13 protein-coding genes are annotated in these 17897 nt (G+C 38.2%); 6 read left to right on the top strand and 7 right to left on the bottom strand.

Going from position 1 to position 17897, the window contains the following annotated elements; genetic code table 11:
• Positions 1 to 79: 79 nt before the first annotated feature.
• Positions 80 to 2182, bottom strand: coding sequence for an alpha-L-fucosidase (locus D0817_RS16860; RefSeq protein ID WP_127339546.1), 2103 nt, complete (start codon positions 2180 to 2182; stop codon positions 80 to 82).
• A 456-nt stretch (positions 2183 to 2638) separates the two neighbouring features.
• On the opposite strand from D0817_RS16860, the gene D0817_RS16855 reads away from it, so the two are divergent.
• Both D0817_RS16855 and D0817_RS16850 read left to right on the top strand, forming a co-directional pair.
• Positions 2639 to 3085 (top strand): response regulator, encoded by a 447-nt coding sequence (locus D0817_RS16855; RefSeq protein ID WP_127339545.1) that lies wholly within the window; start codon positions 2639 to 2641, stop codon positions 3083 to 3085.
• An 11-nt stretch (positions 3086 to 3096) separates the two neighbouring features.
• Positions 3097 to 6696 carry a PAS domain S-box protein gene (locus D0817_RS16850; RefSeq protein ID WP_127339544.1) on the top strand — a complete coding sequence of 1200 codons (3600 nt, stop codon included), beginning with the start codon at positions 3097 to 3099 and terminating at the stop codon, positions 6694 to 6696.
• An 89-nt stretch (positions 6697 to 6785) separates the two neighbouring features.
• Here D0817_RS16850 and D0817_RS16845 read toward each other — a convergent pair whose 3' ends face one another.
• Complete coding sequence (locus D0817_RS16845; RefSeq protein ID WP_127339543.1) at positions 6786 to 7208, bottom strand: lipocalin family protein; 423 nt, start codon at positions 7206 to 7208, stop codon at positions 6786 to 6788.
• Between the two features lie 397 nt (positions 7209 to 7605).
• Between D0817_RS16845 and D0817_RS16840 the strand changes: the two genes are divergently transcribed.
• Positions 7606 to 8967: a GH1 family beta-glucosidase gene (locus D0817_RS16840; RefSeq protein WP_127339542.1), complete on the top strand. Its 1362-nt coding sequence runs from the start codon at positions 7606 to 7608 to the stop codon at positions 8965 to 8967.
• 49 nt (positions 8968 to 9016) lie between these two features.
• Here the strand turns inward: D0817_RS16840 and D0817_RS16835 are convergent, their stop codons facing one another.
• Entirely contained in the window at positions 9017 to 9739 is a 723-nt protein-coding gene (locus D0817_RS16835) for a zinc-binding dehydrogenase (RefSeq protein WP_202866489.1), read from the bottom strand.
• 10 nt (positions 9740 to 9749) lie between these two features.
• Entirely contained in the window at positions 9750 to 9935 is a 186-nt protein-coding gene (locus tag D0817_RS26100; RefSeq protein ID WP_202866488.1) for an alcohol dehydrogenase catalytic domain-containing protein, read from the bottom strand.
• A 160-nt stretch (positions 9936 to 10095) separates the two neighbouring features.
• Between D0817_RS26100 and D0817_RS16830 the strand changes: the two genes are divergently transcribed.
• From D0817_RS16830 to D0817_RS16820, 3 genes are all read left to right on the top strand, one after another.
• Positions 10096 to 10947: an AraC family transcriptional regulator gene (locus D0817_RS16830; RefSeq protein WP_127339541.1), complete on the top strand. Its 852-nt coding sequence runs from the start codon at positions 10096 to 10098 to the stop codon at positions 10945 to 10947.
• A 166-nt stretch (positions 10948 to 11113) separates the two neighbouring features.
• The gene (locus D0817_RS16825) at positions 11114 to 11581 is read left to right on the top strand and encodes a Panacea domain-containing protein (protein WP_127339540.1); all 468 of its coding nucleotides are present in this window, start codon (positions 11114 to 11116) and stop codon (positions 11579 to 11581) included.
• A gap of 87 nt (positions 11582 to 11668) precedes the next feature.
• Positions 11669 to 11929, top strand: coding sequence for a hypothetical protein (locus tag D0817_RS16820; protein ID WP_127339539.1), 261 nt, complete (start codon positions 11669 to 11671; stop codon positions 11927 to 11929).
• 129 nt (positions 11930 to 12058) lie between these two features.
• On the opposite strand, the gene D0817_RS16815 is transcribed toward D0817_RS16820, so the two are convergent.
• From D0817_RS16815 to D0817_RS16805, 3 genes are read right to left on the bottom strand one after another with little or no spacing between them, the layout of a single operon-like run.
• A complete protein-coding gene (locus D0817_RS16815) occupies positions 12059 to 13492 on the bottom strand; it encodes a TolC family protein (protein WP_127339538.1) in 1434 nt (477 codons plus the stop codon).
• Positions 13485 to 16652, bottom strand: coding sequence for an efflux RND transporter permease subunit (locus tag D0817_RS16810; protein ID WP_127339537.1), 3168 nt, complete (start codon positions 16650 to 16652; stop codon positions 13485 to 13487). The genes D0817_RS16815 and D0817_RS16810 overlap by 8 nt, the downstream gene beginning before the upstream one ends.
• A 34-nt stretch (positions 16653 to 16686) precedes the next feature.
• Entirely contained in the window at positions 16687 to 17769 is a 1083-nt protein-coding gene (locus D0817_RS16805; protein WP_127339536.1) for an efflux RND transporter periplasmic adaptor subunit, read from the bottom strand.
• Positions 17770 to 17897 lie beyond the last annotated feature (128 nt).

Here is a 17897-nt window from a genome sequence, read left to right as displayed (position 1 = left end):
ACTAATAACGTAAAACCTTCGGCAAAAGACATAATTAGAAACTTTAAAAAAATCAGCGACCAATTAACAACGACCAATGCTATTCGATAACGTTTATTTCCGCTATCGAGACCGACTGTCCTTTTCCGACTGCAGCAAGGGCAACGAAGCGGATGTATCGGGCCTTAACCTCAGCAAATACTTTAAATTGCTCAATCGGATTATTTTTGATATTCGAAAATTCCCCTTCCGATTGTCTGGTCCAGTTTACGGCGTCTGTACTGGTGTAAAATTCGTAATGGGAGATCAGGTTAAGATTGTTTCCTACCTGTTGCGGAACATAGGTAAACCCTTTTATTTTCAGGACAGCTCCCATATCTAAGATGATCTGCTGTGGAAGCTTGTTGGATTCATTACCAAACCCCCAGTCTGTATTTGGGTTTCCGTCTATAATACGGTTTGCAGTAGTAAGATCGCCGCTTGTGGCAGAAATCACTTTCCATTTTTCTTTAGATACTCCGTACTTCGCTGTAGTTATGGCACTGCTAATTTTTTCTTCCTGATTGACGGCAATTGCTTTGATCTGAACTGCTTTATTATATTGGAATGCTCCTTTATATATATTGCTTTTTAGGGTTGGGTTTTTTCCGTCTACAGTATAATAGATGGCATTTCCGGGTTCAGAAGTAATCGTAACCGTTCCGTTTTTATCACGTTGAATTTCTGGGGCACGTACAAATGTTGGCGCATTGTACCCCTCAATATTCGAAATAACCACACTGGCTTTTGAATCGGTAATATTTATTCTAAGGACCGATGCCACTACCCTTTCCAGTCTTAAAATTCGTTTGTAACCAATAGTGGTTTCATTTGCAATAGTTTTCCACTGACCGTCCACTTTGGCTTCCACCGTAAAGGCTTTCACGCGTTGCCCTAACTTTATATATTCCTGAAGCAGGATTCGGTCAATTGCTGTTGGCTGGTCAAAAGTGAATTCAATAGAGGCCGATTTTATCGTGTCATCAGTTGCCCAAAAGGTATCTTTATTGCCATCGATAACATTTTTGGCAGCAAACTCCGCTTTGTTTCCCCTGACATTAGCAGCAGTTACTTTGCTTTTGGATAGTAGTTCTGTTTTAAAATCTGCTTTTATAGTCGCCACTAATTCTTTCAGTCGGGCTACATCATTTTCATGCACCAGACCTCTTCTGTCCACCGGAAGATTCAATAATAAATTAGCATTTCGGCCTATTGATTCATAATAAATATCCACCATTTCATCCAGTGGGCGTACTTTATCATCTTCCACCGCATGGTAAAACCATCCCGGTCTTATGGAGACATCAGCTTCTCCGGGAACCCATTTTTCTCCGTCTTCATGCCCGGACATAAATGCTGTGTAATGTACTTTTCCGGCAAGTTCATCCTTTTGACGCAAAAGGCTCCAGTTTGTTTTTCCGGCGCGGCCTTCTTCATTCCCAATCCATCTGGCTTCAGAAGGTCCTACTCCCCAGACAAGTGTTTTGGGCGCTAGTTTATAGATCATCTTATAGGTTTCATCCCAATTATAATATTCTAATGTATTTATTTTTCGGGTTTCATTTGCCCCTCCGTAATAACCGTCACCGCCGTTGGCACCATCAAACCACATTTCGAAAACATCTCCGTAATTGGTCAGTAATTCTTTCAATTGATTTCTGAAATACGTAATATATTCCGGTTTGCCATATTCAGGGTGGTTTCTGTCCCACGGAGAAAGGTATAAACCTAATTTTAAGTCATACTCTTTACAGGCTGCAGCCAGTTCTTTTACCAGATCACCTTTTCCGTTTTCCCAGGGAGAATTTTTCACCGAACGTTCTGTATAAGCCGATGGCCACAGGCAAAATCCGTCATGATGTTTGGCCACCAGTATAATGCCTTTCATGCCTGCTTCCTTAGCAACGCGCGCCCATTGGCGTACATCCACATTAGACGGATTGAATAATTCGGGAGATTCGTCTCCATACCCCCATTCTTTATTGGTAAAGGTATTTAGCGAAAAATGTACAAACGCATAAAACTCCATTTCATGCCAGTTCACTTGCTTTTGTGTAGGCACAGGACCAAATGGTGCCGGGGATTTCACCAACTCCTGAGATGTAATTGATGGTATTGCAAAGAAAAAAAGCAGCAGCAGAAAAGAAGTTTTAATCAGGTTCATAAGTACTCGGGTGTTTGTAAGCTCATTAAAATTTAAATTTAAAGTAAATTTGTATGCTGTCACACACTATTTCGACCAACAACAATTTTAAAAGAGTAACGGGAAAATTAAGCACTCCATGTCAGAAAAAATTTTGGAATATATAAGTTCAGATTCTACTTTTCACTACTAAATTCAGCGGAAATTATAACACAACTTTTCGCTCTTTTTTCTTGCTTAAATTGACTAATTTTGATAAAAACCTTAATAAAATTAGTTTTATATTAGCAGGATAAAAGCCAGATAGGATTTAAGATTAATTAATCCATTTTAGTAGTCCTAAATTTAAATGCCTGTTATACAAATAAGATGACTGGACCTTTTGACACATTTTAGGTAAAACACATTCCGAATTAATCTAAAAAAGACTTGTTTTTAAAACAAAAATGGCATCACATTAAATTTTACAGTAACAAAATGAAACAAAATTACAATCTTTTACTTGCAGACGATGACGAAGATGATTGTGCTTTTTTTAAGGAAGCGCTGGAAGAACTGCTTTTACCAGTATCACTTGTAACGGTTAATGACGGTGTACAGCTTATGGATTTCTTAGCTGATAAGTCTGCAGAAAATCTTCCTGACCTCCTTTTTCTGGACTTAAATATGCCCAGAAAAAATGGTTTTGAGTGTCTGACTGAAATAAAAAAAATTGAGAGACTTCAAAACCTTGCGGTGATCATCTTTTCGACTTCGCTTGACATGAATATTGTGGATAACGTATATGAAAAAGGGGCACTGTATTACATCCGGAAACCCGGTGATTTTTCTAAATTAAAAAAAGTGATCGGAAATGCACTTGCCATAACTGCTGAGAGTAATTTCAAACAACCTGTAAAAGAGCATTTCATCCTTCAACCATAAATTTTATTTGAATGGGGCATACAAATAACGAGCATTATTTTCTGGCGGGTGGCGGAGAAATGGGCGAACAGATTCGTGCTACGGACTGGAGCAAAACTCCTCTCGGAGATCCTGGAAACTGGCCGAACAGTCTTCAGACCATGGTTACGGTTATGCTGCACAATCCTTTTGGAATGTATATTGCCTGGGGTGAAAAGTACACGCAGTTGTATAATGATGCATTTCGTCCTATTCTTGGCACCAGCAAACATCCTCAGGCTTTAGGAATAAGCTCAGAAATAACATTTTCTGAAATCTGGGAAACTATTAGTCCGATGTTCGATGAAGTAAGGACCGGGAAAGCTGTTAGTTCTCCTGATTTTATGGTGCCTTTAAACAGAAACGGATTTACAGAAGAATGCTATTTTGATTTCTCCTACAGCCCGATTAAAAAAGAAGACGGAGAAGTAGGCGGTATACTGGTGACGGTTATAGAAACTACCGAAAGGAAAAAAACTACCGAAGCATTAAAAGAAAGCAATGCCCGGTTTATCAATAATATCATGCAGGCCCCTGTTGCCATGTGTGTCTTTAGAGGTAAAGACTTTATTGTTGAAATTGCCAATAAACAAATGATTGAGTTATGGGGCGTAAAAAGTGAGGACGTACTCAACAAACCCATTTTTGAAGCATTACCCGAAACCAAAAATCAATATCTCGTAGACGTACTCGAGAACGTTTATAACACAGGCGAAAAATTCATTGCCAACGAACATCTTGTGCAGCTACCGCGAAAAGGCAGCATAGAAAATACTTACATCAATTTTGTATATGAAGCCCTGACAGAACCTGATGGAAACATTTCGGGTATTGTAGCAATAGCGACAGAGGTAACACCACAGGTAATGGCACGTTCCAAAGTCGTAGAAAATGAACAAAAAATCAGGCAATTGGTCGAAAATGCTCCTTTTCCAATTGCGGTGTATGTTGGAGAAGAGATGACCGTTGAACTTGCCAATGAATCAATCATAAATTTATGGGGCAAAGGAAATGATGTTATCGGAAAGTCCTTTAAAGATGTACTTCCGGAACTTGATAATCAGCTTGTATTTGAGCAGATAAAAAATGTTTTTGATACCGGAAAATCTTTTCATACCACAAATACACCTCTTGACCTTACTATAGAAGGAAAACTGCAGACCCATTATTTCAACTACAGCCTGACACCATTATATGATATAAATGGAAATATTTATGGCGTAATGAACACCGGAGTTGACCTTACCGATCTGAACGTTGCCAAGAAAAAAATAGAAGAAAGCGACAAACGTTTCCGTAATACCGTAAAACAGGCTCCTGTTGGAATAACTATTTTGCGGGGTCAGAATTATATGGTCGAAATGGCCAATGAAGCCTATCTCAAACTGGTGGGCAGATCGGAAGCTGATTTTGTCGGCAGGCCGCTGTTCGACTCCTTGCCGGAGGTTAGGGAAACCGTAAATTCACTATTGGAAAGTGTTCTCACAACAGGTATTCCCTACCATGGAAATGAGCTTCCCGTTCCTATAAACCGTTACGGGAAAGAAGAAATCTGCTATTTTGATTTCCTTTATCATCCTTTAAAAGAAGAAGATGGCGAAATTTCCGGAATGATCGTTACCGTAACCGAAGTAACCGAAAAAGTCGAAGCCAGAAAAAAAACAGAACTGAACGAAGAAAGACTAAATATTATCGTAGATGCCAGCGAACTTGGCACCTGGGAACTGAATGTAAAAACCAAAGACTTCCAGTACTCCGAACGATACATAGAAATTGTAACCGGCAACAAAAACAATTTAACGTTAACCCACAGCCAGCTGGTCAAACACCTCCATCCTGATGATCTGCATGTGAGAGAGAAAGCATTCAAAGAGGCTTTTGCTTCGGGATACATACATTATGAAGCACGATTAATCTGGGAGGATCAGTCGATTCATTGGGTAGAAGCCAAAGGAAAAGTGTTTTTTGATTTAAACAACCAACCGGAAAAGCTTTTAGGTACGATTCGGGATATTACGGAAGAAAAACAATATCAGGAAAAAATTGAAGAGAGCGAAAAAAGATTCCGAAATCTCGTTATGCAGTCTCCTGTGCCAAAAGCAATACTCAAAGGCAGTGATTTGGTAATCGAAATGGCCAATGTAGCATTATTGAAAAACATCTGGAAAAGAAAAGAAAGCGACGTTCAGGGAAAAAAAATATTTGATGTATTTCCAGAACTGAAGCAGCAAAAATACGCACGGCTTTTAAATGAAGTTACTAAAACCGGAAAAGTGCATTCCGAATCGGAATCCTTATTATTCATTGAGGGAGAAAATGGGAAACAAAAATTTTATATTGATTTTGAATACGCCCCGCTAAATGAGGCAGACGATACCATTTCGGGAATAAAAATTACCTTAATTGATGTTACGGAAAAAGTAGAAGCCAGAAAAAAAATAGAAGAAAGCGAGAAACGTTTCCGTTCGCTGACCGAAAGTATCCCTCAGCTAATATGGGAAACAGACGAAAAAGGAAATGCTTTGTTTGCATCTGGAAAATGGCTGGAATTCACGGGAATTCATCCGAAAGGGGAAGAAGAATGGAGATCCATGATCCATCCGAATGATTTTGAAGAAAATGCGAAAACATGGAGCCACAGCCTGGCAACAGGTGAACCTTACCGTTGTGATGTCCGTATAAAAAATAAAAACGGAGGTTACCGATGGCATACGGCAATTGGCGAACCCGTTTTGGATAAAGACAATAAAATTATAAAATGGGTTGGTGCTTTTACAGATATCCAGACCGAGAAAGCTTTTACCCATGAATTAGAAAAACAGGTAGCAGAACGGACAAAGGAACTGGAGAAAAACAATATTGATCTCGAGAAAATGAATAAGGAACTTCAGTCTTTTGCTTATATCTCAAGCCATGATTTACAGGAGCCTTTAAGGAAAATCCAGACTTTTGCGACACAAATTATAGAAAGAGAATCTCAGAATCTTTCTGAAATCGGGAAAGACAAATTCCAGAGAATGCAAAATGCTGCCCAAAGAATGCAAACCCTGATTAATGATTTACTTTCCTATTCCAGAACCAGTACTTTGGAAAGGGTTTTTGAAAAAACTGACCTTGCTGAAATCATCAATGAAGTTAAGGAAGATTTAAAAGAAGAACTGGAACAAAAAAACGCTGTCGTAGAAATCATTGAGGGCTGTGAATTAGGGGTTATCCCATTTCAATTCAGACAATTGATTTATAATCTCGTCAGCAATTCTATTAAATTTTCAAAACCGGAAATTACACCGGTCATAAAAATAAAATGTAAAATAGATAAAGGTGAAAACTTTAATAACGAACTTCTTAAAGATAAAAAACAATACTGTCATATAAGTATTTCTGACAATGGCATTGGCTTTGACCAGCAGTACAACGCCAAAATATTTGAAGTCTTTCAGCGTCTGCACGGAAGAGAATTATACAACGGAACCGGAATTGGGCTTGCAATCGTAAAAAAAATTGTGGAAAATCATAAAGGATTTATTTCTGCTAAGGGAGAACTAAATGTTGGTGCCTCTTTTGACATTTATATTCCCTATTCAGAAATTTAAATTAAGGACAAAAAAAAACGGAAACAACTTCACAAGTCGTTTCCGCTTTAATCCCAATCGTTAGATCAGGCTTGAGCTCAAAGTTTTTACTATCTGGTATAAACAGTAATGATACCAGTAGTTTTATCTTTTATTTTTAATTCTTTGTTAGTAAGATTCATGATATCTGAAGTCGTAGTTACACCACCGATAACAAGAGTCAAATCATTATGAGATCTTACGTAAGTACCTGTAGTTTCTACTAAGGCACAGTTAGCACCATCGTAATCACCGATAACTGCTGTATTACTTAATTTTAATTCTAAGTAATCTCTGTTACAACCACTTGCATTTTCAGGAGCATCAACTAATTGCTCACTTCCGTCCGGAGCAACAATACCTTGTTTACTAAGATTGTATTTTCCTTGTAGAGGCACAATTGTTTCTCCTTCATTATCATCGTTACTGCAAGATGTTGCGAACATACCCAAGCCTAAAGCTACTACGAATAATATTTTTTTTAAATTTTTCATGATCTGATTTGTTTAATTATTTATTTGTTTGAATTATATAAGACAAAATTAACAGGAAACAACTTGAGGAATGTTCTACAATTTTTCGATTTTCTTACATAATTTATATTTTAAGATATTTTTGACCTGAAACTTTGCATTATCATCAGGTTTTACTCAGACGTGTTTTTTCCATCTTATTTTCATTGTTTAAAAACAAAATAATAGTTAACTATTTCATAACCTTTACATTACGATTAGTTTATATCTTTTTTATTAATTTGATTAAAACTAAATACCATGAAATTCTTCTCCCTAAAATTCCTGACGTCCTTTAAAGAATGGCTTTTTTTAAGAGCTATGCAATCTACTTTCCTTCATTAATACACTTCATATCATAAAGGAAAGCAGCATTTAAATGAATAAAACAGAAAACGCACTTTTAAATAAAGAACAATTTGGAGAGGATTTCCTGTGGGGAGTTTCCACAGCAGCATTCCAAATTGAGGGAGCACACGACGCCGATGGTAAGGGCGCTTCTATCTGGGATGTTTTTACCTCAAAAAAAGGTAAGATAAAAAATGGCGATCATGCCCTTTCAGCCTGTGATTTCTATAATTACTATAAGGATGACATTGCATTAATTCGTGAATTAAACATTCCTAACTTTAGATTCTCTATCAGTTGGCCCCGAATTATGCCCAACGGAATTCATCCCGTAAACCAATCCGGCATTGATTACTATAACAAAATCATCGATTTTTTATTAGAATGCAATATCGAACCCTGGGTCACGCTTTATCATTGGGATTTACCTCATGCTTTAGAAGAAAAAGGAGGCTGGACCAACCGCGAATCGGTTTCCTGGTTTTCAGATTATACAGAAGTATGCGCACAACATTTCGGCGACCGCGTAAAAAACTGGATGGTAATCAATGAACCGTCTGTTTTTACAGGTGCAGGTTATTTTCTGGGCATACATGCGCCGGGCAGAAAAGGCCTTACCAATTATCTTAAAGCCATACATCACGTCACACTGGCCACAGCCGCCGGAGGAAAAATATTGCGGGAGAAAGTTCCGGAAGCCAATATTGGCACCACCTTTTCCTGTACGCATATTGAACCTGAAACGGAAAAGCCAAAAGATGTAGAAGCTACAAAACGGGTCGATACTTTACTCAACAGAACTTTTATAGAACCTATTTTAGGGCTTGGCTATCCAAAAGAGGATTTAGCTGTTCTTAAAAAACTGAACAGCTATATTATAGGAGATGATTTAAATAATTTGTCTTTTGATTTCGATTTTATCGGCCTGCAATGTTATACCAGGGAAATCGTAAAAGCCTCCTTGCTGACTCCTTATATCGGAGCTGAATTGGTAAGCGCGGAGAAAAGAAATGTAATCGCTACCGAGATGGGCTGGGAAGTCTACCCTCCTGCCCTTTATCATACGATCAAAAGATTTAATGCTTACAAAGGCATAAAGAAAATTATCATTACCGAAAACGGTGCCGCTTTTCCTGACGAAGTCAAAAACGGAAAAGTATATGATATCCGTCGCACACAATACATTCGCGATCACTTAGAGCAATTATTAAAAGCCAAAAAAGACGGCTATAATGTTGAAGGTTATTTTGTGTGGAGCCTTACCGATAATTTTGAATGGGCCGAAGGATACAACGCCAGATTCGGGCTAATCCATATTGATTTTGAAACCCAGAAAAGAACCATCAAACAATCCGGATTGTGGTTTCGTGATTTTTTAGGGCAAAGTATATAAATCGAAAAAGAGGAAAAGAGTTTAATTCTTTTCCTCTTTTATTTTAAAATTAAATGAGGACAATTGCCCTGTTTTTAAAAGTGTGGTTTTCGAGACCATTATAAGCTTCTTCAATGTTTTCAAAAGAAAAATCTTTCGGGTTAACCTCTGGTTTTAGCTGTCCGGAATTAGCAAGCTGAGTAGCATTTTTCATGATTTCTCCATGATGTTCCCTTCCTTCACCGGAAAGAAGCGGTGCTAATGTAAACACGCCCGAATAAGTTCCTCCACGAAAAGAGAGCGGAGCCAGACTATGGGAGCCCCAGCCTAAAATACTCACGACATGTCCGGTATATTTTTTGACTGCCAGAAATGAATTATCCAAAACAGTTCCTCCGACAGTATCCAGAATAACATCAAATCCTTTTCCGTCCGTATAAAGATCAATGTATTCCGCTACGGGGACAGCATTGTAATCAATCGCAGTAACTCCGTACTCTTCTATCTCCTTTAAATTTTCAGCGCTTCCGGTAGCGAATACTTTTGCACCGAAGGATTTCGCCAGCTGAATGGCAATATGTCCGACACTTCCCGATCCGCCGTGAATCAAGAGGGTCATTCCTTCTCCAATTTTTGCCTTATCAACAAGCGCTTCCCAGGCGGTGATAAAGGCCAGCGGAATTGCAGCAGCTTCTTTAAAAGACAAAGAAGCTGGTTTTATGGCCAGCAATCGGGCATCTACGGCAGCGTATTCTGCCAGAGAACCTTGTACCCCGCCAATACCACCCGTCATTCCATAAACCTCAAAAAGCTGTTACGCCCTGACCGACACTTTCGACTATTCCTGCCATGTCAACACCCAGAATTGCAGGAAGTAATACTTGTGCATGCGCTGCATTTCCGGCTTTGATTTTTGTATCCAGCACATTGATTCCGCTGGACTTTATCCTCACCAAAACTTCTCCGTTTGCCGGCATGGGTTTGGGCATTTCTTTAATCTGAAAATTGGACTTAAATTCTTCAAGGAAAGTGCTTTCATATTTTTATATTTTGTATTATTGTTATGATTAAAAATTTCTATTGCAAAATTCTGCAATATTTGACTGTAAATTATTGTAAATTCATGTTCTAAAAGTGTATTTTTTTGTTATGACAAACGATGTATTACATGAACCTTACGAACTGGTTCTGAAAGAATTAACGGAAGAATGCCCAAGAGGCGGACACATGCACAGTTTTTTCGAACTGGCATACATAGTTCAAGGCAGCGGAATACAGCACATTAACAACAATACACTTCCCTACAAAACAGGTGATTTGTTTTTGCTGACTCCCGACGACCAGCACAGTTTTGATTTTGAAGAACCCACACAATTATTTTTCATTCGATTTAATAATTATTACTTAAGCGGGATTTACCAGCAGGAATTATTACAGCGAATTGAAATAATCCTTAAAAATGCATCACACGAACCGGGCTGTGTTATAAAAAATGAGGACGATATTATTATCGTTCAGCCCATAATGGAAGCCATTATCAGGGAACACGGCAACAGAGGATTGTACCACACCGAATTACTCTCACATTACATCAAAACGCTCCTGGTCATCATTGCCCGAAATATTATGATGAGCCTTCCGGAGAAAATCAACGAACATAGTGATCAGAAAGTGGTTCGGATTTTACAATATGTACAGGCCAATATTTATGATCCTGAAAAGCTTAAAGGATTTCACATCAGTAATAAATTCGGAATTTCCGAAACGTATCTCGCGCGTTTTTTCCGCAAGCACACCAATGAGACATTACAGGAATACCAGACCAATTATAAGCTTAAATTAATCGAAAACCGCCTGTTGAATACAGACATGCGTATTAATGAAATTTCTGCCGAATTTGGGTTTACCGATAAAAGTCATTTTAATAATATGTTCAAAAAACACAGGGGCGTAAATCCGACGGAATTCAGAAAGATGTTTTTCGGATTTGGAAATTTTTAAATACTGGTAAAAAAGAAGATTAAACGTACGATGATGCGGCTGGAACACCTTATTTTATTAAAAATTTTGAACTCAGATGAAAATCATTTATATTTGTGGGAATTTTTATACTAATTATAGTGGTATTGATTATAAACGCTATATTTGTTAAACTAAATTTTTAGAAATGGCACAGTCAGCATTATTTTTATCCGGAGAAATTCTAAAACGGGCAAAAGAACAGGACATTGATATTTCTAATATGTCGCTGCAAAAACTTTTGTTCATTGCCAATGGTTTATATCTTGCCAAAAATGGCGTTCCTTTAATTCAGGAGCCTATAGAAGTCTGGCCGTATGGTCCGGTCATAAAAAGCGTTTATCATGAATTTAAAGAATATGGCAACGCAGCCATAAAAAAAATCCCATTGAGTTATTCCCTTAATCAAAACACAGAACTGGATAAAGCTACAGATGATGTGATAGAATTCACTCTGGAAGTAGCCAAAAACCTTAATGCCATACAATTATCAAACTGGACGCACCTCCCTGAGTCTCCGTGGACGGAAGCGAAAAGAAATAATGAAAAAGAAATATCCAACGACTTAATGAGCAGCTATTTCGAGAAATTTGTTAATAAACCAATCAGCGAATAATGGCAAGAGGTTTTAATTTAGGCGGTCTTATAAGCGATGTCACTAATGCGCCAACGAGTTCAGTATCTATTTCTGAGTTTATTTCTTATGAAAAACACCAATCAGAGTTACAAAACTCAAATCAGAACATGGTGGAAAGAAAACGCTATGCAGAATATATTTTTTCTTTTACCTGCATCTGGTGTATGGTGTATCTGTATCTTCTTTATCCTGATGTGGAAAGGTCTTGGAAAACTAAATTTATCTGACGAAATCATTATAACGTTAATTGGTTCTACCACATTAAATATATTGGTTTTCTTTACTCTGGTAACCAAATATCTTTTTAATTCGGAGAAATCAACTTAACGATGAACTGAAAAAGTTATTAAAAACTGGTATTTTGACTTTTCAATAGATTCCGGAGGTTATTTTAAATAAAAAACCTTCCGAAAGCGAACTCTCGAAAGGTTTTGATCTACAACTTAATAACAATTTTTATTTCCAACCACCGCCTAAGTCTTTGTAAACATTGACTGCAGCATTTAATTGGTCTTTTTTCGTTTCGATCAGTTCTAACTTAGATTCCAAAGCATCACGCTGCGTCATCAGAACTTCGAAATAATCTACTCTTGCAGATTTAAACAAGTCATTAGAAACATCGATGGATGTGTTTAAGGCCGTTACTTGCTGTGATTTTAAATCGTAGCTTTTTTCTAAATTACTAATTTTGGAAAGTTCGTTTGAAACTTCGATATATGCATTCAAAACCACACGATCGTAATTGTACAAGGCCTGAAGCTGTCTGGCATTGGCATTACTGAACTCCGCTTTGATTGCATTTCTGTTAATCAAAGGTGCGGCCAGATCACCTGCTAAGGAATACAAAAGCGATTCCGGAAATGTCAGCAGGTAGGAAGGATTAAAAGCATTTACGCCTACCGCAGCCGAAATATCCAGTGAAGGATAAAATTCTGCACGGGCCACTTTTACATCCAGTTTTGCAGCTGTAAGCTCCATTTCTGCCTGTTTAATATCAGGACGGTTTTGTAATAATTGAGACGGGATCCCAGAATTAACAGTTGATGGCAACAAACTTAAAAAGTTGTTTCTATCTCGCTTAATTTCCTGTGGATATTGACCCACCAAAAAGTTAATTCTGTTTTCCGTCTCTTTTATTTGCTGAAGAATATCAAACTCTTTGCTTTTAGAATCCATAACCTCAGCCTGGAATTTCTGAACCCCCAGTTCGGTTGCTCTGGATGCCTGTTTCTGAATCTTTACGATTTCTAAAGCATTGGATTGCAATTCTATAGTTTGTTTTACAATGTCTAACTGGCTGTCAAGCGCTAATAATTCGTAATACGAGTTAGCGATTTCAGCGATGAGATTGGTTACTACAAAGTTCTTTCCTTCTACGGTTGATAAATACCTGCTTACTGCTGCTTTCTTGGAATTACGCAGTTTTTTCCAGATATCTACTTCCCAGTTGGCATAAGCCGCTACCACAAAATCTCCAAGCGGATCCGGTGTTTCTTTACCGGGCTTAATTTCTGTAGTAGCATCACCTGCCCCCTGGCTGGTATATCTTCCCACTTTCTCTACTCCTGCGCCGGCTCTGATACCAACGGTTGGCAAATAAGCCCCTTTTTTGATACGAACATCATTCTTTGCGATTTCAATTTCCTGCAAAGTGATCAGTAATTCCTGATTATTTTTCAGGGCCGTATCGATCAGATTGACCAGATTTTGATCCTTAAAGAAATCATGCCACGGAAGAGCGGCCGTATTTGTTGTATCCTTGCTAGTGGTGTAAGCTTCAGGAACAACTGTTTTGTTTGGCATTTCGGTAGTGGCCTGCGGAGCCTTGCAGCTCACCGCTGCAAGACAAAGACCTAACGCAATACTATATTGTAACTTGAATTTATACATGATTATCATCAATTTCTTCGGTTAATGGATTCTCTTCTTCATTTTTTACCAGTTTGTGTTTCTCTGATATTTTGGCAAAAATGTAATACAATCCAGGAATAACGAATACCCCGCATATGGTTCCTACAAGCATACCTCCGGCAGCTGCTGTACCAATTGTTCTATTCCCAATCTTACCCGGACCAGAAGCAAAAGCAAGTGGCAGTAATCCGGCTATAAAAGCAAATGAAGTCATTAAAATAGGACGGAACCTTGCTTTGGCACCTTCCATGGCGGCTTCTAAAACCGTTTTCCCTGCAGCGTGCCTTTGTATGGCAAATTCTACAATCAATACGGCATTTTTACCTAAAAGACCAATAAGCATTACCATGGCCACCTGAGCATAGATATTATTCTCTAATCCTGTTAATTTTAATAAAAGGAAGGCTCCAAAAATACCGGCCGGTAAAGAAAGGATCACCGATAATGGCAAAATAAAACTTTCGTATTGCGCTGCTAAAACCAGATATACAAATCCCAAACAGATTAAGAATACCCAAATGGCCTGATTTCCCTGTGCTACCTCATCGGCAGAAATACCTGCCCAGTCAATATCATAACCCCTTGGCAATTTCTCGGCAGCTACTTCCTGAATTACTTTAATCGCTGTACCACTACTATATCCCGGAGCGGCACCACCACTAATTTCAGTAGAAGTATACATATTGTGTCTCGTAATCTCTGAAAGACCGTATACTTTTTCTAATTTCATAAAGGCAGAAAAAGGGACCATTTCATCACGATTGTTTTTCACGTAAAGTTTTAAAATATCATCCGGCTGTGCACGGTATTCCGGAGCCGCCTGAACGATTACTTTATAATTAATTCCGTACTTGATGAAACTGATTTCGTAGTTACTTCCCACAAGCGTTGACAAGGTATTCATCGCATTTTCTATAGAAATTCCTTTTTGCTGTGCCAGGTCATTGTCTACTTTCATCATGTATTGCGGGAAACTGGCGCTAAAGAAACTAAAGACATTTGATAGCTCCTTGCGTTTGTTCAGTTCTCTTACAAACTCATTATTGATGGTTTCCATTTTTCGATAATCACCGGAACCCGTTTTGTCCAGCAAACGAAGTTCAAATCCTCCCGCTGCTCCGTATCCCGGTACCGCAGGCGGTTGGAAAAACTCGATATTGGCACCCGGAATATCTTTCGATTTTTCTTCCAGTTCCGTCATAATTTCCTGTACGGATTGTTTTCTGTCGTTCCAGTCTTTAAGATTGATCAGACAGGTTCCCGCATTCGATCCGGTACCTTCCGTCAAAATTTCATAACCTGCAAGTGAAGAAACCGATTTTACTCCTTCTACCGTTTCGGCAATTTTTTGCAATTTCTCGGCAATATTATTGGTTCTTTCCAATGATGATCCCGGAGGCGTCTGAATAATAGCATAAAACATACCCTGATCCTCATTCGGAATAAATCCGGAAGGAACGGTACTACTGATTAACCATGTTCCGGCGCAAAACCCTAAAAGTGCAATAATCGTAACCGCTCTTCTGTTTACAATTGTAGCCAATACGTTTTGGTATTTCCCCTGTGCCAGATTGAACTTGTTGTTAAATCCGTCTATAAATCTGTTTACAGGCGTTTTCTTTTTAGGTTTACCGTGATTATTTTTCAACATCATTGCACAAAGTGCCGGTGTTAAAGTCAAAGCCACAATACCCGAAAGTATAATCGCTGTTGCCATTGTAATCGAAAACTGTCTGTAAAATACTCCCACAGGACCGGACATAAAGGCCACCGGAATAAATACCGCAGCCATCAGGAACGTAATCGCAATAATAGCTCCTGCAATCTCGTGCATTGCTTTTTTGGTTGCTTTCAGTGCCGAAAGATGTTCTTCTTCCATCTTGGCGTGTACGGCTTCAATAACCACAATCGCATCATCGACGACGACTCCAATAGCAAGTACTAAAGCAAATAATGTGATCAGGTTTAATGAAATATCAAAAAAGGTCATGAAGATAAAAGTCCCAACCAGCGAAACAGGTACCGCAATCGCCGGAATAATCGTTGAACGCCAGTCTCCCAAGAAAAGGAATACCACCAATCCTACCAGAATAAACGCTTCAACTAAGGTGTGAATTACTTTTTCGATAGAAGCATCTAAGAATTTAGAAACGTCATAAGAGATTTCATAATCCATTCCTTTTGGGAATTTTTGCTTGATTTTCTCCAGTTTGGCCTTTACATCTTCGATAACCTGATTGGCATTACTTCCAAAAGATTGTTTCAATACAATAGCCGCAGACGGCTTACCATTCAAATTCGAATAAATATCATACATCGAACTTCCGAATTCAACTTTGGCCACATCTTTAAGACGTAAAAGTTCTCCGTTACTATTTGATTTTACGACAATATTCTCATATTGTTCTTTCGTTGTAAAACGTCCGGAATATTTCAGTACATATTCGAAGGCCTGAGATCTTTTACCGGAACTTTCTCCTGTTTTACCAGGTGAAGCCTCTAAACTCTGGCTTGATAATGCTTCCATCACCTCATCGGCAGATATTTTATAAGCTAACATACGGTCAGGTTTCAGCCAGATACGCATCGCATATTCACGTGTTCCCAAAATATCCCCGGATCCGATACCATTTACCCTTTTCAACTCCGATAATACATTGATATCTGCATAGTTGTACAGGAACTTCATATCGGTATTTGGGTCTGTACTGTAAAGATTCACATACATCAGCATACTCGGAACCTCACGGGTGATCTTTACACCTTCCCTAACTACCAATGGAGGTAGTTTGTTTGTAACCGAAGCCACACGGTTCTGAACGTTAATCGCAGCCTGATTTGGATCTGTACCAAGGTTAAATACGACCTGAATACTTGCTTCACCGTCATTTCCGGCATCAGAAGTCATATATTTCATTCCGGGAACTCCGTTTAAAGCTCTTTCCAACGGAATAACAACCGATTTGATCATCAATTCACCATTAGATCCAGGGTAATCTGCCGTAACGTTTACCATTGGCGGCGAAATGGATGGGAATTGGGTGATCGGTAAATTCAATACCGACAATACCCCTAAAAAGACAATAATCAGCGATATCACTATCGACAGTACTGGTCTTTGAATAAATTTATTAAACATTTTTATATTTTTTTAATGATTAAACCAATTAAACCTATTCAGCTTTTAAGCGCAAATGATTCAGTACCTCTTTAGGAGATTGGAACTCATATTTAATTTTATCGTTGTCTCTTACTTTCTGAACGCCTTCCAGTAAGATTTTATCATTTTCAGTAAGTCCGCTGCTTACGACATATAAATCGGGAATTTCACCAGTAATCGTAATTTCTTTTGAACTTACTTTATTGTTTTTATCCACCACAAAAACATATTTTTTGTCCTGGATTTCATACGTAGCTTTTTGTGGAATTACGATAGCATTTCTTAACGGTACAAGCATTTGAACCTGCCCTGTTTCACCATTTCTAAGTAATTTACCTGTATTAGGGAATCTTGCTCTGAAAGCAATGTTTCCGGTTTCATTGTTAAATTCACTTTCGATTACTTCTACATTCCCTTTGTATTTAAACGTATCTCCGTTAGCCAGAACCAAACCTACTTTGGTTTCTGCACGGTCTTTTATATCAGTTTGATATTGTAAATATTCAGGTTCTGAAACGTTGAAATAAGCAAACATCTGACTGTTGTCGGAAAGGCTTGTCAATAATTCCCCTTCATCGATAAGACTTCCTAATTTTAACGGAATTCTGTCGATCGTTCCGTCAAACGGAGCTCTGATTTCGGTAAATGATAAATGAAGTTTTGCTAATGCCACCTCAGCTTTTGCGGATTGCAATTTGGCCTGGGCCACACTTAATTCGTTTTTGGAAACGATGTTTTTATCGGCCAGTAATTTAGAATTTTGCAATTCAATTTCTACTGATTTTTGTTCCGCCTGTGCTTTTAATAATTCCGCCTGATACATGTTTGGCATAATTCGGAACAAAAGCTGGCCTGCTTTTACAAACTGTCCTTCATCAACATAAATATTTTGCAGGAATCCTTTTTCCTGAGCGCGGATTTCAATATTTCGGACAGATTTTATCTGCGAAACATATTGTTTGGTAAACGAAGTATCAATTTTTACAGGATTGGTTACTGTAAATTTTTCAGCTTCTTCTTTTTCTTCTTTTTTTGATGTACAACTGGTAAGGCACAACAAGGCATATAAGCCCGTTAACACGACAATTCTTTTCATGGTATAATAAATGGAAATTAAGCGATTGAATAATGGGAATAGAAACTTTCCCGGTCTGAAAATAATCAGTCGCCAGAATAAAACGTGAAACGTAGAATGAAAAAGTATTTTAAAAATACTGTCCGAAC

Source organism: Flavobacterium cupreum (assembly GCF_003996965.1).
GTDB lineage: Bacteria > Bacteroidota > Bacteroidia > Flavobacteriales > Flavobacteriaceae > Flavobacterium > Flavobacterium cupreum.
The sequence above is the reverse complement of the archived record's forward strand: the minus strand, read 5'-3'. Positions and strand labels throughout refer to the sequence as shown.

Coding starts and splice junctions, on each gene's coding strand:
- D0817_RS16860 (WP_127339546.1), bottom strand. CDS start 2,182: ATGAACCTGATTAAAACTTCTTTTCTGCTGCTGCTTTTTTTCTTTGCA.
- D0817_RS16855 (WP_127339545.1), top strand. CDS start 2,639: ATGAAACAAAATTACAATCTTTTACTTGCAGACGATGACGAAGATGAT.
- D0817_RS16850 (WP_127339544.1), top strand. CDS start 3,097: ATGGGGCATACAAATAACGAGCATTATTTTCTGGCGGGTGGCGGAGAA.
- D0817_RS16845 (WP_127339543.1), bottom strand. CDS start 7,208: ATGAAAAATTTAAAAAAAATATTATTCGTAGTAGCTTTAGGCTTGGGT.
- D0817_RS16840 (WP_127339542.1), top strand. CDS start 7,606: ATGAATAAAACAGAAAACGCACTTTTAAATAAAGAACAATTTGGAGAG.
- D0817_RS16835 (WP_202866489.1), bottom strand. CDS start 9,739: ATGACGGGTGGTATTGGCGGGGTACAAGGTTCTCTGGCAGAATACGCT.
- D0817_RS26100 (WP_202866488.1), bottom strand. CDS start 9,935: ATGCCCAAACCCATGCCGGCAAACGGAGAAGTTTTGGTGAGGATAAAG.
- D0817_RS16830 (WP_127339541.1), top strand. CDS start 10,096: ATGACAAACGATGTATTACATGAACCTTACGAACTGGTTCTGAAAGAA.
- D0817_RS16825 (WP_127339540.1), top strand. CDS start 11,114: ATGGCACAGTCAGCATTATTTTTATCCGGAGAAATTCTAAAACGGGCA.
- D0817_RS16820 (WP_127339539.1), top strand. CDS start 11,669: ATGAAAAACACCAATCAGAGTTACAAAACTCAAATCAGAACATGGTGG.
- D0817_RS16815 (WP_127339538.1), bottom strand. CDS start 13,492: ATGTATAAATTCAAGTTACAATATAGTATTGCGTTAGGTCTTTGTCTT.
- D0817_RS16810 (WP_127339537.1), bottom strand. CDS start 16,652: ATGTTTAATAAATTTATTCAAAGACCAGTACTGTCGATAGTGATATCG.
- D0817_RS16805 (WP_127339536.1), bottom strand. CDS start 17,769: ATGAAAAGAATTGTCGTGTTAACGGGCTTATATGCCTTGTTGTGCCTT.